This window comes from Kitasatospora sp. NPDC059160, assembly GCF_042755465.1.
In the GTDB taxonomy this organism is placed as follows: Bacteria; Actinomycetota; Actinomycetes; order Streptomycetales; family Streptomycetaceae; genus Kitasatospora.
This window is the reverse complement of sequence record NZ_JBHZCN010000021.1, coordinates 71015-94151: the sequence shown is the minus strand read 5'-3', so window position 1 is coordinate 94151 and position 23137 is coordinate 71015. Positions and strand designations below refer to the sequence as shown.

Here is a 23137-nt window from a genome sequence, read left to right as displayed (position 1 = left end):
CACGTGCATGTACTGTCCTCCCCATGACCACCGCGACCGCCACGTCTCCCGACGCTCCGTCAACCAGCGGGTTGAACTGGACACCCCGCCTCTGGGGCACCCTGCTCGTGCTCTGCGCCGCCATGTTCCTGGACGCCCTGGACGTCTCGATGGTGGGCGTCGCCCTCCCCTCCATCGGCTCCGAACTGCACCTCTCCACCTCCACCCTGCAGTGGGTGGTCTCCGGCTACGTGCTCGGCTACGGCGGCCTGCTGCTGCTCGGCGGCCGCGCCGCCGACCTGCTCGGCCGCCGCCGGGTCTTCCTGGTCGCCCTCGGCGTCTTCGCCGCCGCCTCACTGGTCGGCGGGCTGGTCGACGACGGCGGCCTGCTGATCGCGGCCCGCTTCCTCAAGGGCGTCAGCGCCGCCTTCACCGCCCCCGCCGGCCTCTCGATCATCACCACGACCTTCGCGGAGGGCCCGGCCCGCAACCGGGCGCTGTCGATCTACACCACCTGCGGCGCCAGCGGCTTCTCGCTCGGCCTGGTGCTGAGCGGACTGCTCACCTCGGTCGGCTGGCGCTGGACCTTCCTGATGCCCGTCCCGGTCGCCCTGCTCGCCCTGGTGTTCGCCGTCCGGCTGCTCCCCCGCCCGGTCGAGGAGCCCGCCAAGGGCGGCTACGACGTGCTGGGCGCGATCACCGGAACCGCGACCGTACTCCTGCTGGTCTTCACCGTGACCGAGGCCCAGGGCGCCGGCTGGCTGAGCCTGCGCACCCTCGGCTCGCTGGTCGTGGTGGCCGCGCTGGCCGCCGCCTTCCTGCTCGCCGAGAGCCGCGCCGCCCACCCGCTGGTCCGGCTCGGCATCTTCCGCAACGGCTCGGTGGCCCGGGCCAACGTCGTCGCCTTCGCGATGGCCGGGGCGTACGGCGGCTTCCAGTTCGTCGTCACGCTCTACCTCCAGCACCTGCTCGGCTGGTCGGCCCTGGAGATGGCCCTGGGCCTGCTGCCGGCCGGCGCCTTCATCGCGCTCTCGGCCCCGTTCATGGGCCCGATCGTGGACCGCTTCGGCACCGGCCGGCTGCTGCCGATCGGCCTGCTGGCCCTGACCGGAGCCTTCGCCCTGTTCCTGCGCCTGGACGAGCACAGCTCGTACCCGGTCCTGGTGCTGCCCTCGATGCTGCTGCTCGGCGTGGGCTTCGCGCTGGCCTTCCCCTCGGTGAACATCGCCGCCACCGACGGGGTGGCGGACGAGGAGCAGGGGCTGGCCTCGGGGCTGGTGAACACCGCGATCCAGGTCGGCACCGCGGTGGTGCTGGCCGGGGTGACCGCGATGCTCACGGCCGGGAGCGCGGGCGGCGACAGCCCGCAGGCCCAGCTGGACGGCTACCGGCCGGCGCTGGTCCTGGTCACCGCGGTCGCGCTGATCGGTCTGGTCGTCGCCGCGACCGGCGCCCTGGTGGACCGACGCCGCCGGGCAACTCCCGCTCCGGTGCCGGATTATGATTACCCGTCCGCCGCGCCGTCCGTGGCCCGGACCGAAGTCCTGACCGAGCGCTGACCCACTGGCTCCGCCCCGAACGGCCTCCCGGCCGTCGGGCACTGGTGCCGGCTCCACCAAACCCCCGTGTTGGTGGAGCCGGCCGTCTCTGTACCGGCCGCCCGGGCGGCGCCCGCGTGAGGACGCACGGTTCCACGGCGCGACTGCGGCTCCGCAAGTATATTGGCCCGGAGTCAACGAACGTTCGGAGCAGACACGATGGCACCTCGCGGGGATTCGGTCAACGAGGAGATGCGGCAACGCTCCCGCCGACGCATCATGCGCGCCACCGTCGAACTGGTTGACCAGCACGGTTACGCGGGCACCACGCTGACCGACATCGCCGAACGGGCCGGCCTCGCCCGCGGTCTGCTCTCGTACTACTTCGACGGCAAACGACTGCTGATGCAGGCCGCGACGCACCGGCTGATGCACCAGTCGCTCTCCGGCGCCCTGGCCGAGCTGGCGCCGGACGCCACCCCCGCCGGACGGCTGGCCCGCGCGATAGACGCCGTCCTCGCCCTGGCCCTGGACCACCCCCGGGTGATGCGCTCGCACCTGGCGCTCATCCTCGATCCGGACACCGGCGCCTTCGTCCAGGATCCGGAGCAGCAGCAGCTCGGCGCGATCCTCCAGGGCCTGCTCGTCGACTGGGGCGCACCGGACCCGGTCGCCGAACACGCGGTGCTGCGCAGTGCGCTGATGGGCGGCTGCATCGGGGTGCTGCTGCCGGGCGCGGAGATCCCGCTGGCGCCGATCCGGGCCGACCTGTTCCGCCGCTACGACCTGCCCTGGGAACTGGGCCGCCCGCCGCAGCCGCTGCCGCCGGAACGCGAACGGCCGCGGGCCCGCGGTTGACGGGGCCTGCGGCCGACTCGGGCTGCCGTGCGGACGAGCCGCCTCCCGGGCGGGAGCGGGAGGATCTCCCGGCCCCCGCCCAGGAGTTGCTCAGCGTTCCTTGAGGATCGAGGAGAGCAGGTCTATGGTGCGCTCCGGCGTGAGGCTGTCCACGCAGAGCCGCTCCATGACCTGGACGTACGCGTCGACGTCGTCCCGCTTGTCCAGGTAGAGCGCGCTGGTGAGCTGCTCCAGGTAGACCACGTCCGCGAGGTCCTGCTCCGGGAAGCGCAGGATCGTGAACGCCCCGGACTCGCCCGCGTGCGCGCCGAAGCGGAACGGCATGACCTGGATGACCACGTTGGCCTGCTCGGCGACGTCGATCAGGTACTGGACCTGGCCGCGCATCACCTTGGGCCCGCCGACCGGCCGGCGCAGCGCCGCCTCGTCGATGACCGCCCACAGACGCGGACTGGCGCCCTCGGTCAGCAGCTTCTGGCGGCGCAGCCGGAGACTGACCCGGCGCTCGACCTCCTCCTCGCTGATGACCGGCCGACTCTGGCCGAAAACCGCCCGTGCGTACTCCTCGGACTGCAGCAGTCCGGGGATGAACTGCACCTCGTAGGTGCGGATCAGCTGGGCGGCCTCCTCCAGGCCGACGTAGGTCTGGAACCAGCCCGGCAGCACGTCGTTGAAGCTGTGCCACCAGCCGGACTTGTTGGCCTCGCGGACCAGGCCGAGCAGGGCCTCCCGCTCCAGGCCGTCGTCGACGCCGTAGAGACTCAGCAGGTCGGCGACGTCGCGCTCCTTGAAGCTGACCCGGCCGAGCTCCATGCGACTGATCTTGGATTCGGACGCGCGGATCGCGTAGCCCGCGTCCTCTCGGGTGATGCCGCGCGCCTCTCGCAGGCGCCGCAACTGCGAGCCGAGGAGGATCCGGCGGACCATCGAGCCGCCGCCCGGCTGAACTGTGGTCATGCGGTCGAAACCTCCACCTAGGGCAAACAGCGCACAGTCTGCCATCAGTTGAGCGCTCACGGTGCCGATACTGACGGATGTTCCTATCAGTTCCGCACTCCGCACACCAGGATGCACGTGCATCCGGCGCTTGCATATGCCAATAGTGCGACTGCACGTGAATCGACTCTTGCATCTGCAGTGAGCGCACACCACCATGGTGCACGTGCACCTGCACATCCCTGGCAATCCCGCGGGCTCCGCGTCGACCCCACGCGCGACTCCGTGCACCGGCCCGACGGCGTCCCCCGCGCCATCGGGCGTTCGAGTGCGCGCGCGCCTGGTCGAGGGGGCGGCCGAGCGGCCGAGCGAGTCGGAGGTGACCGGCATGACCCCGGCGGGTCCAGCCGTGTCCGCCCCCTTATGGGAGGAGCTCTTCATGAGCACCGGTACGGCTTTGGCAGTTGACCCCCATGTGGTCACCTGTACGCTCGCTCCTCGCTTCGAAGCCGTGAGAACCGCACGCGACTTCGCCCGGGCCTCGCTCCAGCGCTGGGGCCTGATGGAGCTGTTCGACGACGTCGCCCTGGTGGCCTCGGAGCTCGTGACCAACGCGCTCCGGCATGCGATCGGCGCACGGCCCGACCCCTCGGGCGGCGCCCTGGGCGAGTACGACTTTCCCATACAGCCGACCCCAGAAGGGCGGCTGCCGATCCGAATAAGCCTGGTGCACCGCGCCCCCCAGGTGGTCTGCGCGGTGAGCGACCCGAGCAGTGCCGGCCCGGTGGCCCGGGAGGCGGACTTCGTCGCCGAATCGGGCCGCGGACTGCACCTGGTGGAGTCGTTCAGCCGCTCCTGGGGCTGGCACCCGTTGGGCAGCGGCAAGGTGGTCTGGGCCGTGTTCGAGGCGGAGACCGGCTGCGGCAACGGACTGGACGCCACCCTGCTCGACGGCACCGCGCCGGCCGGCCGGGTCGAGATCGGTGGACGGCACCGGCGCTCGGCCTAGGGCCCGCCCCGTGGCCCAGGCCGGCCGAGGAACGACCCGGGAGGACCACACCCCGGGACCTCCGGCCCGCCCGCGCGCCGGGCCGGGACGTGATCAGTGCGCCGAGGGCGGCTGCCCGCTCCCACTCCGGGCGCTCCCACACCGGACACTCCCACTCCGGGCACTCCGGCTCCGGGCACTCCGGCTCCAGGCACTCCGGCTCCGGGCCCGGACAAAGACAAAGGCCGTCGTGGTGTCAGCACCCACGACGGCCCCCCGATGGTGGAGCAGCGGCCGGTCAGACCGCGAGGTGGTCGAACTCCCCGTCCTTGGCACCCAGCAGCAGGGCCGCGATCTCGGCCCGGGTGTAGATGAGCGCCGGGCCGTCCGGGAAGCGCGAGTTGCGCATCGCCACGTCGCCGCCCGGCAGGGCCGCGAACTCGACGCAGTTTCCCTGGGAGTTGCTGTGCCGGCTCTTCTGCCAGACCACCCCCGTGAGGTCGGCGGCGGCCATCCCGTTGTGGGCGTGGTCGGAACCGTGCGTGTCCTGCGAGTCGTGCATAGAAGTCTCCCGAAGAGCTCCGGAGTTGTCGTCCAGCGCGGCGCCCCGGCACCCGCCGAACGAACGGACCGGCCCCGTACCGGCCCGGCACAACGCCTCACTTGACGTGATGATAGCCGCAGTGCACGTGCATCAGCACGGGACATTGCAGGTGCACGAGGCTTTTCGACGGTCGCCGCGAACTCTTCACGGACCCTTCTCCTGACGGTACGTAAACGGACATAGGCGACTGAATCGACGGTTCGTCCATAACCGGCCGTGAGCGGTTCCCCGCTGAATGTTGATCTTCGAATGCCGGGAGTCGCCCTCCCGTGACCCTCCGTCAGGCCGCCCGGCGGCTGTGAGACATCTCACGCGACTCCGGTGCAACGCGCCACCCCGCGGGACACGTCAGGGCAACTGAGGGACTCCGTACGGGGCTTGGGCGAGGAATGTCCGGATTGTGGGCAATCGCCCCGGACCGGGGCGGCCGGGACACGACCTCCGCACCGCGACCGCCCGAAGCCCGTACGGCAGCCGACTGCAGGCCTGACGGGCAGATGTCCTACGATCTCCGGCATGAGCACCGCAGCCATCCCGGGCGCGCCACTGCCCGTCCGCACTCCAGGTTCCCGTGCGCGGGGGCGCCACCGCCGCCCCGAGCGCCCCGAGATCCGCACCGGCTCGCCGGCCCTGGTGCTCGCCGTACCCGCGACCGCGGGGCCCGAGTCCCGTTCGGTCGTCGAGGAACTCCTCTCGATCGTCCGCAGTGAGCACACCGGCGTCCAGGCCGCGGTCGGCTACCTCCCGGCCGCCGACGCCGCGGCCGCGGACCCGCAGGAGCGCACCGTCGCGGAGCTGCTGGAGGCGGCCGCCGAGGCCGGACTGCCGACGCCCGTGGTGGTGCCGCTGGTCCCGGGCCCGCACGACTTCCTGACCGGGCTTCACGCCCTCGCCGCCCAGTACGGCGCGACCGTCACCGACGCGCTGGGCCCGCACCCGCTGCTGGCCGAGGCCGTCCACGTCCGGCTGTCCGAGGCCGGGCTGGCGCGGGCCGACCGGGCCCGGCTGTTCGCCATCGCGACCGCTGCGGACGGCGTGGTCCTGACCACCGTCGGCGGCGAGGACGCGGCCGCCGCGGCCGGGATCACCGGCGTGCTGCTGGCCGCCCGACTGGCCGTGCCGGTCGTCGCCGCCGCGCTCGACGTGCCCGGCTCCGTCGCCGCCGCCGTCGGCCACCTCCGGGAGACCGGCTCCGAGCGCCCGGCCCTGGCCCCGCTCGTCATCGGCCCGGAGGCGGACCCGGAGCTGCTCGCCACGGCCGCCGAGGAGACCGGCTGCCCGTCGGCCGCACCGCTGGGCGCCTACCCGACGGTCGGCCAGCTGATCGCCTCCACCTACCTGGCCGCCCTGCCGGTGCCGACGGCGGAGGAGCTCGCCGAGGCCGAGGCGGAGGCCGCGGCCGCCGTCGGGGCCGGGGAGGGCTCCCGACGCGCCCACGCGGCCGCCGAAGGGCCCGTGGAGGGCTAGCACGACCCACTGAACGCCCGTCGGCCACCGCCGGCGGACCCGCACTGCCGAAAGGGCCCGGAACGACCTCGTTCCGGGCCCTTTCGCCGTGTTCCGATTCACCCCGCTGGTGCGCTAAGCGGGCAATGCGGCGCAATGTCCGTTTCCAGCTCATTTGTCAATGGACACTCGGCGAATGACGGGCGCGTTCCCCAGCGCGCGATTCACTACCGCTCCCCCGCGCCTCGGGCGCGCGCCCCTTGTGCCCCAACGCTCCGTCACCTCTTTTCTGAGGCGGAGCCAGTTATGAGAATCCGCTGCGATATTGCCGGAAAACGATCATTTACGATCATGAATTACGGCCCATTTGACGTTTTCCACTAAACCGTGATGCGCATCACAGGTATTTGCAGTTTTAACTTAAGTCTGCTTAACGTGCTCCCCGTTCGTGACCACACGGACCCAGTTCATCCGCGACGCCGAGTCCTGCCGTCGGATGTCCTGGCAGCGCGAAATCGCATCACGGCAGGAGCGGGGGAACCACAGGTAAGTCGCCCCGGACCGTTTTCCGGAACGGTCCAGGGCTAGGGGTGAAGCCGCGCCCACAGCGCGGCCGGGCAACTCCAGCCCGAATCCGACAGCTCACCTCGCAGGCGTGGGAGAGGACCGCGTCTTCATGCTGCCTTCCAACGGCAACCGCCTGTCCAGCCGCACCCGTCGCGTGATCGCCGCCCTCGGCGTCGCCGGCGTCGGCCTCACCGTCCCCTGCCTCACCACCGGCACCGCGAACGCCGCCTCCGTCGCCACCTGGGACAAGGTCGCCCAGTGCGAGAGCAGCGGCAACTGGAGCATCAACACCGGCAACGGCTTCTACGGCGGCCTCCAGTTCACCTCCAGCACCTGGGCCGCCTTCGGCGGCACCAGCTACGCCCCGCAGGCCGACCAGGCCACCAAGGACCAGCAGATCTCCGTCGCCGAGAAGGTCCTTGCCTCGCAGGGCCCCGGCGCCTGGCCGGTCTGCTCCGTCCAGGCCGGTCTGACCAAGGGCGGCGCCGCGCCCACCGTCGACACCTCGGCCGGCTCCACCGCGGCCAAGCCCGCCGCCAAGCCGGCCGCCCCGAGCAAGCCGGCCGCGAAGCCCGCCGCCCCCGCGCAGGACCAGGCCCAGGCCTCCGACGACGCCGCGGCCGCCTCCGCCCCGTCCGCCGACAGCACCTGGGCCCAGAAGCGCCAGGCGCAGGCCCAGGCCGGCGGCTACACCGTCGTCGACGGCGACTGGCTGTCCTCGATCGCCGACAAGCACAACGTCCAGGGCGGCTGGCAGCGGCTGTACGACCTCAACCGCAGCACCCTGACCGAGGGCCCGGACACCATCTACCCGGGCCAGCAGCTGACCTTCGGTGACGGCACCTCGGCCCAGGCCGACGGCTCCGCCGCCAAGTCCGGCTCGGACTTCACCTGGTTCGACCGCTCGAAGAAGGCCGGCCAGGCCTCGAACGGCGGTGCCGTGAACGCCAAGCCGACCGCCCAGAGCAAGCCGTCCGCCACCAAGCCCGCGTCGAAGCCCGCCGCCCAGGCGCAGACCCCGGCCCCGGCCCCGGCCCCGGCCGCCTCCGGCAGCATGGCCGCCGCGGTCTCCTTCGCCCAGTCGAAGGTCGGCCAGGCGTACGTCTACGGCGGCACCGGCAACGGCGGCTGGGACTGCTCCGGCCTGACCCAGGCCGCGCTGCGCGCCGCGGGCATCAACATCCCGCGCGTCGCCGCCGACCAGGCCGCCGCCAGCACCCACGTCTCGCTGGACAGCCTGCAGCCGGGCGACCTGCTGTTCTGGTCCAACAACGGCCAGGACTCGGGCGTCTACCACGTCGCCATCTACATCGGCAACGGCCAGTACGTCGAGGCCGCCAACCCGAGCTCGGGCGTCCGTCTCCAGACCGTCGCCAACTGGGCCCCGGACTTCGCCGGCCGGGTCTGAGCGACCAGGGACCGCGCGGCCGCCGACGGCTGACGCCGGAGCCCCGGGAAGAGCCTCCGCTCCTCCCGGGGCTCCGGCGTGCCCGTACACCCAGCAGGTCCGACCGACCGCCGGCCGACCGGACCGGCCGATCTGACAGATCCGGACCGACCGCCCCCGGGCACCGCACGCCGACGGGCCCCGGAGAGCAACCGCCCTCCGGGGCCCGTCGGTCGGCCCGGTCCGCCCGGACCACCCGTTCTCAGCGCGCGCAGGCCCCGGTGGACCCGCGCATCACCAGCTCCGGCTGGAACATGAACTCCCCGCGCTGGGCGGAGTTCCCGCCGACCTCCTCCAGCAGCGCGTCCACCGCCGCCGTCGCCATCGCCTCGACCGGCTGGCGGATGGTGGTCAACGGCGGCTCGGTGAAGGCGATCAGCGGCGAGTCGTCGAAGCCGACCACCGAGACGTCCTGCGGCACCGACAGCCCGCGCTGGCGGACCGCCCGGATCGCGCCGAGCGCCATCATGTCGCTGCCGCAGACGATCGCCGTGCAGCCCTTGTCGAGCAGGGCGCCGGCCGCCGCGTGCCCGCCCTCCACGCTGAACAGCGTGTGGTGGACGAGGTCCTCGGCCTCCTCCCGGCTGCGCCCGAGCACCTCGCGCATCGCCGCCGTGAAGCCCTCGATCTTGCGCAGCACCGGCACGTACCGCCGCTGCCCGACCGCCAGGCCGATCCGCTCGTGCCCGAGCTCGGCCAGGTGCTGGACGGCCATCCACATCGCGGAGCGGTCGTCCGGCGAGATGAACGGCGCCTCGATCTTCTCGCTGTAGCCGTTGATCAGCACGAACGGCACCCCGCGCCCGGACAGCCGGGCGTAGCGGTCGTGGTCGGCCGTGGAGTCGGCGTGCAGCCCGGAGACGAAGACGATGCCCGCCACCCCCCGGTCGACCAGCATCTCGACCAGTTCGTCCTCGGTGGACCCGCCGGGCGTCTGGGTGCACAGCACCGGGGTGAACCCGTGCCGGCTCAGCACCTGCTCGATCACCTGGGCCAGCGCGGGGAAGATCGGGTTGCTCAACTCCGGTGTGATCAGCCCGATCAGGCCCGCACTGCGCTGGCGCAGCCGGGTCGGCCGCTCGTAGCCGAGCACGTCGAGCGCCGCCAGGACGGTCTGCCTGGTGGCCGCGGAGACGTTCGCCTTGCCGTTGAGCACGCGGGAGACGGTGGCTTCGCTGACCCCCGCCTGCGCCGCGATGTCTGAGAGTCGCGCCGTAGTCACGGGCCCAGAGCCTATTGCACCCACGTCAGACCGCCCACCAGCCGGTGCTGTCCGGTGCGAGCACGGTCTCGCCGCCGTCCACCCCGAGTTCGGTCGAGGAGAGCAGCAGCCGGCCGGGGGCGGGTATCCGCACCGGCTCGCCGGTGGTGTTCACCGTGCAGACGAAGGAGCCGCGCCGGAAGGCGAGGGTGCCCTCGGGGGCGTCCAGCCACTCGACCCCGGTGCCGGCGCCGAGGTCGGGCTGCGCCCGGCGCACGGCCAGCGCGCTGCGGTAGAGCTCCAGCGTGGAGGACGGGTCGCCGGTCTGCGCCTCGACGCTGAGCCCGGCCCACTCGGCGGGCTGCGGCAGCCAGGACGGCCCGCCGGCGGCCGGTCCGAAGCCGTACGGGGCCTCGGTGCCGGACCACGGGATCGGCACCCGGCAGCCGTCGCGGTAGCCGTCCTGGCCGGCCTGGCGGAAGAAGGACGGGTCCTGGCGGACCTCGTCGGGCAGGTCGGTGACGTCCGGCAGGCCGAGCTCCTCGCCCTGGTAGACGTACGCGGAGCCGGGCAGCGCGAGCATCAGCAGGGTGGCGGCACGGGCGCGGCGCAGGCCGAGCGCGCGGTCGCCGGGGGTGCGGATCTGGGTGCCGAGGCCGGGCTCGTTGGCGAACCGGGTGGCGTGCCGGGTGACGTCGTGGTTGGACAGCACCCAGGTGGTGGGGGCGTCGACCGGGCGCATCGAGTCGAGCGAGAGGTCGATCACCTCGCGCAGCGCGGTGGCGTCCCAGCCGGTGCCCAGGTACTGGAAGTTGAAGGCCTGGTGCAGCTCGTCGGGGCGGACGTAGTTGGCGGTGCGCTGGACGGTCGGGGTCCAGGCCTCGGCGACGCCGATCCGCTGCCCCGGGTACTCGTCGAGGATCCGGCGCCAGCTGCGGTAGATCTCGTGCACGCCGTCCTGGTCGAAGAACGGCATGACGTCGTTGCCGAGCAGCTTGAGCTGGTCGGAGCCGCCGAGGTCGGGCAGGCCGGGGGCCTTGACCAGGCCGTGGGCGACGTCGATCCGGAAGCCGTCCACGCCCATGTCCAGCCAGAACCGCAGGATCGAGCGGAACTCGTCGGCGACGGCCGGGTTCTCCCAGTTGAAGTCGGGCTGCTCGGGGGCGAACAGGTGCAGGTACCAGTCGCCGGGGGTGCCGTCCGGGTCCTCGGTGCGGGTCCAGGCCGGGCCGCCGAAGATGGACTCCCAGTCGTTGGGCGGCAGTTCGCCGTTCTCCCCCTTGCCGGGGCGGAAGTGGTAGCGGTCGCGCAGCGGGGAGCCGGGGCCCTCGCGCAGGGCGCGCTGGAACCACTCGTGCTGGTCCGAGGAGTGGTTGGGGACGAGGTCGACGATGATCCGCAGGCCGAGCAGGTGGGCGTCCCGGATCAGCGCGTCGGCGTCCAGCAGGGTGCCGAACATCGGGTCCACGGCGCGGTAGTCGGCGACGTCGTAGCCGGCGTCGGCCTGCGGCGAGGCGTAGAAGGGGGAGAGCCAGACGGCGTCCACACCGAGGTCCCGCAGGTACGGCAGGCGGCTGCGGATGCCGGGCAGGTCGCCCATGCCGTCCCCGTTGGAGTCGGCGAAGCTGCGCGGGTACACCTGGTAGATGACCGCGTCCCGCCACCAGTCTCTGGACGCGCCGCCACGCACAGGAGCCGGGGCGGCCGCCTCGTGAGCGGTGTCGGCGGCAGGCCGGGAGGTGTCGGCCAGGTTCTGGGTCATGGACGGTATCCCTTGGGGATCGGAGGAGCGCTGGGAAGCAAGGGGCCTGGGAGCGTTACGACTTGGAGGCACCGGCGGTCAGGCCGGTGACCAGGTGGCGCTGCACCAGGTAGAAGAAGGCCGCGGAGGGGATCGCGATCAGCACGGCGGTGGCGGCCATCAGGTTCCACTGGGCGTCGTGCTCGCTGACGAAGCTCTGCAGGCCGACGGCCAGCGTGTACTTGTCCGAGCTGAGCATGAAGGTGGAGGCGAACGGCACCTCGGCCCAGTAGGTGAGGAAGGAGTAGAACGCGGCCACCGCCAGGCCGGGGCGGGCGAGCGGCAGCACCAGCCGCCAGAAGGTGCCGAACGGGCTGAGCCCGTCGACCCGGCCGGCCTCGTCGATCTCCACCGGGATGGTGTCGAAGTAGCCCTTCATCAGCCAGGCGCAGTACGGCACGGTGGTGGTGGAGTAGACCAGGATCAGCCCGGGGTAGCTGTCCAGCAGGTCGAGCGCGGAGAGCATGGTGTACATCGGCACGATCAGCACCGCGATCGGGAACATCTGGGTGACCAGCAGCGACCACATCAGCGGCTTGTGCCCGGGGAACTTCATCCGGGACACGGCGTACCCGGCGGTGGCGGCGAGCAGCACGCCGAACACCGTGGTCACCCCGGCGACCAGCAGGGAGTTGCCGAACCAGGTGAAGAAGTCGGTGTCGCCCAGCACCTTCTGGTAGTTCGACAGCGTGATCTTGCCGAAGATGTCACCGGGGTGGAGGTAGTCGTTCTTGTCCGGCCCGAGCGAGACGAAGAGGATCCACGCGATCGGGAACAGCGCGATCAGGCTGGCGACGATCAGGACGCCGTGGGACAGCGCCTTGGACAGCGGGCTGCTCTCGCCGCGCGGCCGGAACTTCGCCGGGCGGGCGGCCGGGGCCGCGGCCGCCGCGGGGGCGGGGCGTTCGGTGGTGGTGCTCATCGGGTTACCTGCCTTCGTGGGTCAACTGGGTCCGGGGCCTGGGGGGGACGAGCCCCTAGCCGTTGGCCTGCTCGTTGCGGGCGAGCCAGCGCCGGTAGAAGGCGGTGAAGACGATCAGGATGGACAGCAGGATCACGCCGTACGCGGCGGACCCGGCGTAGTCCCGGGGGATCTGGCCGAAGCCCAGGCGGTAGGCCCAGGTGACCAGCAGCTGGGCGTCCGGGGCGCCGTTGCCGAACAGCAGGAAGATGACGTTGAACTGGTTGAACGTCCAGATCACGCCGAGCAGCACGACGGTCGAGGACACGGAGCGCAGCCCGGGCAGGGTGATGTGGCGGAACTGCTGCCATCGGGTGGCGCCGTCCATCTCGGCGGCCTCGTACAGCTCGGCCGGGATCGACTGGAGGCCGCCGAGCAGCGAGATCATCATGAACGGCACGCCGGCCCAGGTGTTGACCAGGATCGCGGCCGCCTTCTGCGCCCACGGGTCGGTGAGCCAGCCGGGCTCGGGCAGGTGCAGCGTGGAGAGCACGGTGTTGACGACGCCGCCGTCGGAGAGCATCAGCCGCCAGGAGAAGACGGTGACGAAGGTCGGCACGGCCCACGGGAGGATCAGCAGCATCCGGTAGGCCGCGCGTCCGCGCAGCTTCTTGTTGAGCAGCACGGCCAGCCCGAGGCCGAGGGTGTAGTGCAGGCTGACGCAGACGGCCGTCCAGGCGATGGTCCACACGAAGTGGGACCAGAAGCGGTCGTACGAGCCGGGGCCCCAGAGGATGTCGGCGTAGTTGTGGAAGCCGACGTACTGGTAGCTGGCCGGGATCTCGTTGACGCCGATCTTGCGGGCGACGTTGAGGCTGTTGGCGTCCGTGAGGGTGAGCCAGACGCCTTCGACGAGCGGGTAGAACACCAGCACCGCGAGCACCAGCACCACCGGTGCGATCATCGCGTAGGCGTACCAGTGCTTGGCGTAGGAGCGCTTGAGGCGCTCCAGCGGACCCGGACGCTGATCGCGCTCCCGGCTGCCCTTGCCGGTGGCGCCCTGCACGGCGACTGACATCGTTTGCACCTTCTCGGGGGTTCTCGGGGAGGCCGGCGGTTCGCGGGAACCGACGGCCTCGGGGAGCCGACGGCCCGGCCCGCCGGGGTCGGCGGGCCGGGCTGCGGGGACTACTTGGCGAAGCCCGGCAGGAGCTTGGCGTAGTCCGTGGCCACGGTGTTCAGTGCGTCCTGGGTGCCGGTGCCCTGGACGGCCTTGCCGAGGTTGGTGCCGAGCGAGTCGAACAGCGAGCTGTACTCGGGCAGTTCGGGGCGCGGCTTGGCGCTGCCGAGGATGGCCTGGAAGCCGGCGATGCCCGGGTCGGCCTTGACGTCGGCGGTGTAGGCGTCGGCGCGGGTCGGCAGGGTGGAGTTCTTCTGCGCGATGAAGGCCTGGCTCTCGGCCGAGGTCATGAAGGCGGCGAACTTCTCCGCGGCGGCCTTGTGGGCCTTGTCGGCACCGGCGTAGACGGCGATGTTGTGGCCGCCGGTGGGGGCGCCGGCCTTGCCGCTGGAGCCGGCCGGGACGGCGGCGATGCCGAGGTTCTTCTTGTCGGCGAACGCGGAGCCCTTGTAGATGTTGGTGATCTCCCAGGGGCCCTGGATGATCGCCGCGACCTTGCCGCTGTTGAAGGCGTCCATCATGTGGGCGTAGGCGTCGGTGGTGACGTCGGCCTTGGCGGTGCCGGGCGAGGTGAACATCGACTTGTAGGTCTCGATGCCCTTGACGGCCTCGGGCGAGGTGACGGTGATCTTCTTGGCGGCGGCGTCGACGGCGTCGGTGCCCTCGCCGAACAGGAACGGCATCGCGTAGTAGCCGTCCGCGGCCTTCATCCAGAAGCCGTCGACGCCCGCCTTGTCCTTGACGGCGGCGGCGTCGGTCTTGAGCTCGTCCCAGGTCTTGGGGGCGTCGGTGATGCCGGCCTTGGCGAAGAGGTCCTTGTTGTAGAGCAGGCCGAGGGTGTCGGTGACCAGCGGGACGCCGTACAGCTTGCCCCCGTAGCTGGCCTGCTGGATCAGGCTGGGCTGGAAGGCGGAGGTGTCGGCGGCGGCCGGGGTGCCGTCCAGCGGCTCCAGGAAGCCGGCCTTGGCGAAGGCGGCGGTCCAGCCGACCTCGGAGCGGAACACGTCGGGCGCGCCCTTGGCCCCCATGGCGGTCTGCAGCTTGTTCTGCGCCTGGTCGAACGGCACGTTGACGAAGTTGACCTTGATGTTCGGGTTGGCCGCCTCGAACTTCTTGGCCAGTTCCTGGTAGTTCGGAGCCTCGTTGGTGGCGTTCGACGTGTCCCAGTAGGTAAGGGTGACCGGGCCGTCGGCCTTCCCGTCGGAGCCGGAGCCGCCACTGCTGCCACAGGCAGCCATCGAGACCGCGAGGGCCACAACGAGGGCAGAGGCCGCGATGCCACGCCGCATGAGAACTCCTAGGAGGGTGGGGGTGCCCGAGATGTTCGGAGACAGGCGCATAATGGCTGCCTCGTGCCGACCGCACCGTTGCTGCCGTCGGGCTCGGGAAGGAAGTTAACAGCGGGGCAAGATCGACGGAAAGGTCTTGCAGCAAGTTTCTGCAAGAAGCCGCGATCGTTACATCCGCGTGTCCTGGACGTGGCCGCACGGTAGTGGACGGCGCGGCGCGATGTCCGCATCCGTCCGCTTCGTCCCAGCCCGGGTGACCGGTGCAGCCACCCTCCGTGGCCGGAAACCGCTTGCAGCAGACTGGACGCATGCGCATCAGAGCCGTCGAGAAGGACGAACTGCCCCTGCTGACCGAGCTGGAGCGGGCCGCCGGAGCCCCGTTCGCGGAGATCGGGATGCCGGAGATCGCCGCGGACGAGCCCCCCGCCCCGGAGGAACTGGCCGCCTACCTGGAACACGGCACCGCCCTGGCCGCCGAGGCCCCCGACGGGACGATCGTCGGCTACCTGCTGGCCGAACCGGTGGACGGCGCGCTGCACGTCGAACAGGTCTCGGTCCACCCCGGCCACGCCCGCCGGGGCATCGGACGGGCCCTGATCGAGCACCTCGCCGAGGGCACCGACGCCCCCGCGCTCACCCTGACCACCTTCGCGGACGTCCCCTGGAACGCCCCGTACTACGCCCGCTGCGGCTTCCGCCCGCTCGCCGAGGACGAGCTCACCCCGGGCCTGCGCCGGATCCGCCGACTGGAGGCCGAGCACGGCCTCGACCGCTGGCCCCGGCTCTGCATGCGCCGGGACCTCGACGGGCCCCGGCCGACCCCGGCCCCGCCCGGGCCGTCCGCTAGTTGACCCCGAGCCGCAGCACGGTGGTCGAGCGGAACTCCTCCCCCGGCCGCAGCACGGTGCTCGGGAACGCCGGGTGGTGCGGGGAGTCCGGGAAGTGCTGGGTCTCCAGCGCGATCCCGGCGAACGGCCCGTACGGCACCCCGCGCGCGCCGGTGACCGCGCCCTGGAACTTGTTCGCGGTGTAGACCTGGACGCCCGGCTCGGTGGTGAGCACCTCCAGGGTGCGGCCGCTGACCGGGTCCTCCAGCAGCGCCGCCCGCGCCGGGCCGCCGTCCGCCGGTCGGGCGCGCAGCACCCAGTTGTGGTCGTAGCCGCCCGGACCGGCCAGCTGCGGGTGCTCGTCGTGCACCGACTTGCCGATCGGGGTAGCCACGGTGAAGTCGAAGGGCGTCCCGGCCACCGGCTCGGTCCGCCCGTACGGGATCTGCCGCTCGTCGGCCGGGGTGTACTCGTCGGCGTCCAGGGTGAGCAGGTGGCCCAGGACGTCGCCGCCGCCCTCACCCGCAAGGTTGAAGTACGCGTGGTTGGTCAGGTTGACGACCGTCGGCCTGGTGGTGACGGCGCGGTAGTCGATCACCAGCTCGCCGCCCTCGCCCGGGGTGTGCGTCAGGGTGTACGTGACGGTCACGTCCAGCGCGCCCGGGAAGCCCTGGTCGCCGTCCGGGCTGTGCAGCCGCAGCCGCACCCCGCCGTCGACCGGCTCGGCCGCCCACATCCGCTGGGCGAAGCCGTCCGGCCCGCCGTGGATGGTGACCCCGCCGCCGGTCGGGGCCAGCGGGTGGTCCTCGCCGTCGACGGTGACGACGGAGCCGTCGATCCGGTTGGCGTACCGGCCCACCACCGTGCCGTAGTGGCGGGCCGGGCCGAGGATCTGCGCCAGCTCGTCGGTGGAGAGCAGCAGTTGGGCCGGGCGGCCGGCCCGGTCCGGGGCGGTGAGGGTGTGCAGGGTGGCGCCGAGGTTGAGCACGCTCGCCTCGTACGGGCCGGAGGTCAGCGTCCAGCGCTGGATCGCCGCGCCCGCGCCCGAGCGGTCGAGGGGTTCGCGGCGCACACTGGTGGCCTCGCTCGCCATGGCCTGCTCCTCACTGGCGACGGCGCTGCCGCCTCCGCCCGGTGTCCCGATCCGTCCGGGGGGCGTCGCAGCGGCCCCCCGTGGTGCCCGTCAGCCTAGCGAGGGCGGCCCCGGCGGGGGCGCTCCCACGCCACCGCGCGCCGCCCGGACGCCACCGGCCGCCGGGCACCGTACGCCGGACGCGCGCCGCCCGGACGCCCCCTGCCCCCCGCTAGCCGCCCCGCTACTCCCCCGGCTCCTGGCCCGGCTCCGGCCGCAGCCCGAGCGCCGAGGCCAGCCCGTCCGGCCCGGTGCCCGCCTTGCGGTAGACCGCCGCCAGCCGCCGGTTGACCAGGCTCAGGTGCACCCCGAGCCGCTCCGCGATCCGCTGCGGCGGCACGCCCTTGACGGCCAGGTCGGCGACGTCCCGCTCCGGCCCGCTGAGCGCCTCCAGCGTCTCCTGGAAGTCGTGCACCCCCAGCCGGTTGGGCCGCAGGCCGTAGTTGGCCAGCTCCCGCCGGGCCCGGTCGACCAGCCGCTCCGCCGAGCAGTGCTGGGCCAGTTCGATGCCCTGGTACAGGTACTCCTGGGCGTCCTCCAGCCGCCCGACCCGGCGCTGCGCCGCGCCGAGCTCGACCAGCGCGACGGCGTGCTCGTACCCGGCCGGGGACTGCCCGAGGTGCTCCACGGCCTGCTCCAGCAGCTCCACCGCCTGCTGGCCGTCCGCGATCCGGGCCTGCAACCGCAGCGCGCTGCCGATCGCCGAGGCGGTGCCGAACCTGCGGGCGTCGTCGACGGCCTTCTGGGCGTACTCGCGGGCACGCTCCGGCTCGTCGGCCGAGATCGCGATGGCCAGGTGCCCGGCCCAGGGCGCCCAGACGGTGTTGCGCCAGCCGCGCACCTCCAGCTGCGACCTGGCCTCGGTGAGCGCGGCGGCCGCACCGGCGTGCCGCTTCTTGGCGACCAGCAGCTTGCCGTACCGCGAGGCCGCGTCCGGCAGCACCATGGCCGTCGCGTGGTACGGCGGGTGGAAGCCGAACTCGTTGGCCAGCTCCCAGGCCTCGTCGACCCGGCCGCGGGCGATCAGGGTGTCCACCAGCACGCCGACGGCGTCCCAGGCCAGCGGCAGCTTGGCACCGATCCGCTCGGAGATCCGGTAGGCCCGGCGCAGGAAGTCCTCGGCCTCGGCGAGCAGTCCGCGGCGGAACCGGGCCAGCCCCATCAGGAAGTACGCGAAGCCCCGGTGGGCGCCGCTCCAACCGGCCAGCTCGAACTGGATGATGGCGTCCGCGGCCAGCCGCTCGGCCTGGGCGATCCGGTCGTTGTAGATGTACGTGAGGCAGAGCATCGAGGGCAGTTCGAAGCCCCAGGTGGTGTCCGTCCAGCCGAGGCCCTTGGGCAGCCGGCCGCCGTCCAGGACCTCGTCGGCGAGCGCGAGCGCGTCGGTGGAGGGTTCGCCGCGCAGGGTGAGGTCCCAGGCGCGCATCACCAGCACGGCCCGGTCGGCGGCCTCCCGGCCGGCCAGGTTGAGGTAGAGCTGCTCCAGCCGACGGGAGCGTTCGGGCCCGTTCTCCTCGGCCTTGCGGAAGGCGTGCCACATGAACGAGGCCGCCTGGAGCCGCTGGCGCCGGACCGGGTCGGTGGTCTGCTCCGCCTCCTCCTGGCAGACCAGGGCGGCCTGGCCCAGCTCACCGCTGTGGGCGAGCACCTCGGAGAGCCGGAAGGTGGCGTCCACCCGCAGTTCGGGGCGCAGCGGCCCCTCGTCGGGGTCGAGGGCGAGCCTGAGCTGGTTGACGGTGGCGCCGGGGTCGGTGAGCAGCGCGGAGCAGCCGAGTTCGTACAGCACCTCGGCCTTGATGTCGTCGGCGGGCGGCTCGTTGAGCGCCCGGTGCAGGCAGCGCTGGGCGGCTTCGGGGGCGCCGATCAGCTGGTGCTCGACGGCGGCGCGGCGCAGCTTCTTGACGATCCGGTCGTCGCCCTCGCCGGAGTGGGTCTCGACCAGGTGGCGGGAGGCGGCGAGCAGGCCGAGTCCGGCGTTCTCGATCTCGACGGCGGCGATGCCGTGCATGCCGAGGCGGGTGGCCTCCGGCATGGTGTTGTAGATCGAGCTGGCGATCAGCGGGTGGACGAACTCGAGGTTGCCGTTGGGGGCCTGGGTGAGCACGCGCTGCTTGCGCAGTTGCTTGATGGACTCGCGGGCGCCCTCGCCGCTCTGGGTGGAGATCCGGGTGACCAGGTCGATCCGGATGTCGGTGCCGAGCATGGCGCAGGCCCAGGCGAAGCGCAGGGTGGCGGGGCCGAGCCGGTCCAGCCAGCTCTTGAGGGTCATCCCGGTGGCGTCGACGGCGAGTTCGCGCAGTTGCCGGGAGTTCTCCTCGACGGGTTCGAGCTCCTGGTCGCGGACCTGGTCGAGCAGGGCGACGGCCTCGAAGGGGTTGCCGTTGACGACGTTCCAGAACTCGTAGCAGAAGGCGTCCTCGGCCCGGTCGCCGAGTTCGGCGCGGATCATGTCGGAGACGGAGTTCAGGGTGAGCCGGCTGAGTTCGTGCTTGCGGCTCGCCAGGCCCAGGACGCCGCGGCGCAGTTCGTGGGTCTCGCCGAACCAGTCGTTCTCGTCCTCGCGGAAGGCGAACACCAGCAGGACGGGCAGTTCGCCGGAGCGGACGGCGAACTTGGCGAGCCAGGAGAGGGATTCGGCGTCCGCCCAGTGCAGGTCGTCGACGATCATCACCATCGGTGCGCGGCGCGGTGCGAGCTGGGTGAGGACGTAGTCGAGGCCGTCGCGGACGCCCTGGGGGTCGAGGCGGCGGGCGCCGGCCTTGGGCTGCTTGAGGCCCATGGCCGGTCCGACGACCTCCTCCCAGGTGCCCATGACCTGGCTGAACTCGTCGGCCTCCAGCCGGGTCAGGACGGGCTGGAGGAGCTGGCGGAGCACGTGGTAGGGCTCCTTGAACTGCCGTTCGCCGCCGCGGGCGAAGAGCACGGTGGCGCCCTCGCGCAGGCTGGCGATCCGTCGGACCTCGTGCAGCAGGCTGGTCTTGCCGATGCCGGGGCGGCCGGAGAAGGCGAGGAGTTCGCCGATCTCGGTGCCGCCGGCGGCGAACTCCCGGCAGAGCCGGTCGACGGCCGCTTCCACGGAGCGCAGTTCGGTGTCGCGGTCGCGCAGCCTGACCCGGGGCGCGGGGCCGTCCTCGTCCCGTTCGGAACCGGTTCCCGTCCGAAGTTCGTTGCCCTGATCGGTCACCGTCGCGCCTCCGCCTCACCCGCTCGCGGCTCCGCCCCGCCACGCGCGGGGAGCCGGCCCGTCACTACTGTTCGTGGAGCCGAGGTTAGCGCCGTGTAGGGCTCGCTGTGCGGCATTCGCGCAGGCTGGGGCGGACGGCGAGGGTTCGGACGGCTTGCCAAGGGCAATTGCCCTATATCCCTAACGTCCGATCATTACATCAGATACCCTACGGCCCGCGAGGCGCGGATGATCTTGCGCAACCACCCTCACCCCCCGCGCCCCGCCGCGTCAACTCCCCCCACACTCAGTGCTCGAACCACAAGCGCCCCCACCCACCGCTGCACCGGGAGTCCGATGTCTGACGACACCTCACTTCAGATCCCGTTCCCGCACCGCCGCAGTCCGCACGGCCCGTACGCCACCGCGGTGCACCGCGACTGGCTGGTCCGCCACCCGCTGCTCCCCGACGCCGACCACCCGGGCTACGCCCACTGGGAGGTGGTCGACCTCGCCGCGCTCGGCTACCCGGACGCCGGACCGGAGGAACTCGCCCTGGCGGCCGACCTGATGGGGTTCTACTTCCTCTTCGACGACCAGTTCGACGGCCCGCTCGGCCGCCGGCCGGCCGAGGTCGCCCCGATCTGCGAACGGCTGATCGCCGTCCTGCACGGCGCCCGCCCCGACCAGCGCTCCCCGGTCGAGACCGCCTTCGCCGACCTGTGGAGCCGCAGCGTGCGCGGCATGCCCGCCCGCTGGCAGGCCCGCGCCGCCTACAACTGGGAGTACTACTTCGCCAGTCACCCGGCCGAGGCGGCCGGCCGGATCTCCGCGCGCCCGCCCGACCGGGACGGCTACCTCGAACTCAGACGGGGAACCGCGGCGATGGAGACCATCTTCGACATGGTCGAACGACTCGGCCAGTTCGAGGTCCCCGCCTCCGTGCTGCACCACCCGGTCCTGCGTCAACTCCGCCAGCTGGCGGCCGACATACCGTCGCTCTCCAACGACGTGCGCTCGTTCCCGCTGGAGGCCCCGCGCGGCGACGTGAACAACCTGGTCATGATCGTCCAGCGCGAGCGCCACTGCTCGGCCGAGGAGGCCTGCGCCGCGGTGATGGCGGAGGCCCAGCTGATGGTCGAGCGCTGCGCCGAGCTGCACGGCCGACTGCCGGACGTGTACCGGGAGTTGGGCCTGTCCCGGATCGAGAGCGCGATCGCCCAGCGGTACGCCGACGGGCTGCTCACCTGGCTGGCCGGCTACCTGAGCTGGGAAGCCCGCACCGGCCGGTACCACGCGGTCTGACCCACCCCGGCCCGACGCCGTCCGGCTCCGCCCGGGCCCGTCCGAGGCGCGCCCGGGACCGCGCGCCGTCGGACGCGCCCCGCGCGCCCGGCCCGGAACGTCCGGAACCCCCACCGTCCGTACGAGCCGGTCGTACGGACCGTAGCCGCGCCGCGCGCCCGGCGGTTATCGTGCTCGTCGGCGGGCGCCCCGGCGGGGCGCCGGCCCGACTGCGTGTCCGCACCCTCCGCCGGACCGCCCCCGACCGGGCGGCGGTCCGGCGTGCCGCCCCCGGCCCGCTCGGCGCCGGGGCGCCCGACGTCGCGAGGAGACACAGAGCATGACGGTCTACCAGCCCCCCGGCGCGCCCGGCAGCATCGTCGCCTACCGCTCCCGGTACGACCACTGGATCGGCGGCGGTTGGACGCCCCCGGCGCGCGGCGAGTACTTCGACAACCCGACCCCGGTCACCGGCGAGGTCTTCACCGAGGTCGCCCGCGGCACCGCGGCGGACATCGAGGCCGCCCTGGACGCGGCCCACGCCGCCGCCCCGGCCTGGGGCCGCACCTCCCCGGCCGAGCGCGCCCGGGTGCTGCTGCGGATGGCCGACCGGATGGAGGCCAACCTGGAGCAGCTGGCGGTCGCGGAGAGCTGGGAGAACGGCAAGCCGGTCCGCGAGACGCTGGCCGCCGACCTCCCGCTCGCCGTCGACCACCTGCGCTACTTCGCCGGCGCGCTGCGGGCCCAGGAGGGCAGCCTTTCCCAGCTGGACGAGGACACCGTGGCGTACCACTTCCACGAGCCGCTCGGCGTGGTCGGCCAGATCATCCCGTGGAACTTCCCGATCCTGATGGCGGTCTGGAAGTTCGCCCCGGCGCTCGCGGCCGGCAACGCCGTGGTGCTCAAGCCGGCCGAGCAGACCCCGGCCTCGGTGCTGCTGCTCGCCGAGCTGACCGCCGACCTGGTGCCGCCGGGCGTGCTCAACATCGTCACCGGCTTCGGCGAGGAGGCCGGCGCCCCGCTGGCCGCCAGCCCCCGGGTCCGCAAGCTCGCCTTCACCGGCGAGACCAGCACCGGCCGGCTGATCGCCCGCGCCGCCGCGGACAACCTGATCCCGGCGACCCTGGAGCTCGGCGGCAAGAGCCCCAACCTGTTCTTCGCGGACGTCGCCGCCGACGACGACGCGTTCTACGACAAGGCCGTCGAGGGCTTCGCGATGTTCGCCCTCAACCAGGGCGAGGTCTGCACCTGCCCCAGCCGCGCGCTGATCGAGACCCCGGTCTACGAGCGGCTGCTCGGCGACGGCCTGGCCCGGGTGCGCGCCATGCGCCAGGGCAACCCGCTCGACACCGCGACCCAGGTCGGCGCGCAGGCCAGTACCGAGCAGTTGAAGAAGATCCTCTCCTACTTCGAGATCGGCCAGGCGGAGGGCGCCAAGGTCCTGGTCGGCGGCGAACGCGCCGAGCTCGGCGGCGCGCTGGCCGGCGGGTACTACGTGACGCCGACGGTCTTCGAGGGCGTCAACAGCATGCGGGTCTTCCAGGAGGAGATCTTCGGCCCGGTGGTCTCGGTCACCCGCTTCGACGGCTTCGACCAGGGGGTGTCGCTCGCCAACGACACCCAGTACGGGCTGGGCGCGGGCGTGTGGACCCGCAACATCAACACCGCCCACCGGGCCGGGCGCGCCATCCAGGCGGGCCGGGTCTGGACGAACTGCTACCACGCCTACCCGGCCCACGCGGCCTTCGGCGGCTACAAGAACTCCGGCATCGGGCGGGAGACCCACAAGGCGCTGCTGGAGCACTACCAGCAGACCAAGAACCTGCTGGTCAGCTACTCCCCCGACGCGGTCGGCTTCTTCTAGACGAGAGTGGAGCGGGGGGGCCCGCCCCCCGGGCCCCCCCACCACCCCCACACCCCCCCCACCACCACCCCCAACCCCCCCCACCCCCCCCCCAACAGGAAAGGACACACCCAAGAAAACAGCCGACCAAAC

Annotated in this window: 17 protein-coding genes and 1 riboswitch; of the genes, 8 read left to right on the top strand and 9 right to left on the bottom strand. The window is 72.4% G+C overall.

Going from position 1 to position 23137, the window contains the following annotated elements; translation table 11 throughout:
- Positions 1–23: 23 nt before the first annotated feature.
- Together ACFXOZ_RS11815 and ACFXOZ_RS11810 are read left to right on the top strand one after the other, a co-directional pair.
- Positions 24–1538, top strand: coding sequence for an MFS transporter (locus tag ACFXOZ_RS11815; protein ID WP_380589636.1), 1515 nt, complete (start codon positions 24–26; stop codon positions 1536–1538).
- Between the two features lie 198 nt (positions 1539–1736).
- Positions 1737–2375 carry a TetR/AcrR family transcriptional regulator gene (locus tag ACFXOZ_RS11810; protein WP_380522641.1) on the top strand — a complete coding sequence of 213 codons (639 nt, stop codon included), beginning with the start codon at positions 1737–1739 and terminating at the stop codon, positions 2373–2375.
- Between the two features lie 90 nt (positions 2376–2465).
- Here the strand turns inward: ACFXOZ_RS11810 and ACFXOZ_RS11805 are convergent, their stop codons facing one another.
- Positions 2466–3332 (bottom strand): helix-turn-helix transcriptional regulator, encoded by an 867-nt coding sequence (locus tag ACFXOZ_RS11805; RefSeq protein WP_360238721.1) that lies wholly within the window; start codon positions 3330–3332, stop codon positions 2466–2468.
- 418 nt (positions 3333–3750) lie between these two features.
- Here ACFXOZ_RS11805 and ACFXOZ_RS11800 point away from each other — a divergent pair, with 418 nt between their 5' ends.
- A complete protein-coding gene (locus ACFXOZ_RS11800) occupies positions 3751–4320 on the top strand; it encodes an ATP-binding protein (protein WP_375895936.1) in 570 nt (189 codons plus the stop codon).
- A 277-nt stretch (positions 4321–4597) separates the two neighbouring features.
- Here the strand turns inward: ACFXOZ_RS11800 and ACFXOZ_RS11795 are convergent, their stop codons facing one another.
- Positions 4598–4861 carry a DUF397 domain-containing protein gene (locus ACFXOZ_RS11795; protein WP_375895934.1) on the bottom strand — a complete coding sequence of 88 codons (264 nt, stop codon included), beginning with the start codon at positions 4859–4861 and terminating at the stop codon, positions 4598–4600.
- A gap of 558 nt (positions 4862–5419) precedes the next feature.
- On the opposite strand from ACFXOZ_RS11795, the gene ACFXOZ_RS11790 reads away from it, so the two are divergent.
- Positions 5420–6370: a hypothetical protein gene (locus ACFXOZ_RS11790; RefSeq protein WP_380522640.1), complete on the top strand. Its 951-nt coding sequence runs from the start codon at positions 5420–5422 to the stop codon at positions 6368–6370.
- Positions 6371–6847: 477 nt separating this feature from the next.
- Positions 6848–7018: riboswitch (cyclic di-AMP (ydaO/yuaA leader) on the top strand.
- 7 nt (positions 7019–7025) lie between these two features.
- Complete coding sequence (locus ACFXOZ_RS11785) at positions 7026–8324, top strand: transglycosylase family protein (RefSeq protein WP_380589633.1); 1299 nt, start codon at positions 7026–7028, stop codon at positions 8322–8324.
- Positions 8325–8565: 241 nt separating this feature from the next.
- On the opposite strand, the gene ACFXOZ_RS11780 is transcribed toward ACFXOZ_RS11785, so the two are convergent.
- The 5 genes from ACFXOZ_RS11780 to ACFXOZ_RS11760 all read right to left on the bottom strand — a co-directional run bounded on the left by ACFXOZ_RS11780 (position 8566) and on the right by ACFXOZ_RS11760 (position 14735).
- Entirely contained in the window at positions 8566–9585 is a 1020-nt protein-coding gene (locus ACFXOZ_RS11780; protein ID WP_375895926.1) for a LacI family DNA-binding transcriptional regulator, read from the bottom strand.
- Between the two features lie 25 nt (positions 9586–9610).
- Entirely contained in the window at positions 9611–11326 is a 1716-nt protein-coding gene (locus ACFXOZ_RS11775) for a glycoside hydrolase family 13 protein (RefSeq protein WP_380589631.1), read from the bottom strand.
- Positions 11327–11381: 55 nt separating this feature from the next.
- Positions 11382–12287, bottom strand: a complete 906-nt coding sequence (locus ACFXOZ_RS11770; RefSeq protein ID WP_380589628.1) for a sugar ABC transporter permease — start codon at positions 12285–12287, stop codon at positions 11382–11384.
- Between the two features lie 55 nt (positions 12288–12342).
- On the bottom strand, positions 12343–13344 hold the full coding sequence (locus ACFXOZ_RS11765; RefSeq protein ID WP_375895918.1) for a carbohydrate ABC transporter permease: 1002 nt from the start codon (positions 13342–13344) through the stop codon (positions 12343–12345).
- 110 nt (positions 13345–13454) lie between these two features.
- On the bottom strand, positions 13455–14735 hold the full coding sequence (locus ACFXOZ_RS11760; RefSeq protein ID WP_380522637.1) for an extracellular solute-binding protein: 1281 nt from the start codon (positions 14733–14735) through the stop codon (positions 13455–13457).
- Positions 14736–15043: 308 nt separating this feature from the next.
- On the opposite strand from ACFXOZ_RS11760, the gene ACFXOZ_RS11755 reads away from it, so the two are divergent.
- Positions 15044–15586 carry a GNAT family N-acetyltransferase gene (locus ACFXOZ_RS11755; RefSeq protein WP_380589625.1) on the top strand — a complete coding sequence of 181 codons (543 nt, stop codon included), beginning with the start codon at positions 15044–15046 and terminating at the stop codon, positions 15584–15586.
- On the opposite strand, the gene ACFXOZ_RS11750 is transcribed toward ACFXOZ_RS11755, so the two are convergent.
- Both ACFXOZ_RS11750 and ACFXOZ_RS11745 read right to left on the bottom strand, forming a co-directional pair.
- Positions 15579–16655, bottom strand: a complete 1077-nt coding sequence (locus ACFXOZ_RS11750) for an aldose epimerase family protein (RefSeq protein WP_380589622.1) — start codon at positions 16653–16655, stop codon at positions 15579–15581. The two genes, ACFXOZ_RS11755 and ACFXOZ_RS11750, sit on opposite strands and share 8 nt — an antisense overlap.
- Positions 16656–16878: 223 nt before the next feature.
- The gene (locus ACFXOZ_RS11745) at positions 16879–19878 is read right to left on the bottom strand and encodes an ATP-binding protein (protein WP_380589619.1); all 3000 of its coding nucleotides are present in this window, start codon (positions 19876–19878) and stop codon (positions 16879–16881) included.
- A 336-nt stretch (positions 19879–20214) separates the two neighbouring features.
- Here ACFXOZ_RS11745 and ACFXOZ_RS11740 point away from each other — a divergent pair, with 336 nt between their 5' ends.
- On the top strand, positions 20215–21162 hold the full coding sequence (locus ACFXOZ_RS11740) for a terpene cyclase (protein ID WP_375895905.1): 948 nt from the start codon (positions 20215–20217) through the stop codon (positions 21160–21162).
- Positions 21163–21481: 319 nt separating this feature from the next.
- The gene (locus ACFXOZ_RS11735; RefSeq protein ID WP_380522633.1) at positions 21482–23005 is read left to right on the top strand and encodes an aldehyde dehydrogenase family protein; all 1524 of its coding nucleotides are present in this window, start codon (positions 21482–21484) and stop codon (positions 23003–23005) included.
- The last annotated feature ends 132 nt before the right edge of the window (positions 23006–23137 follow it).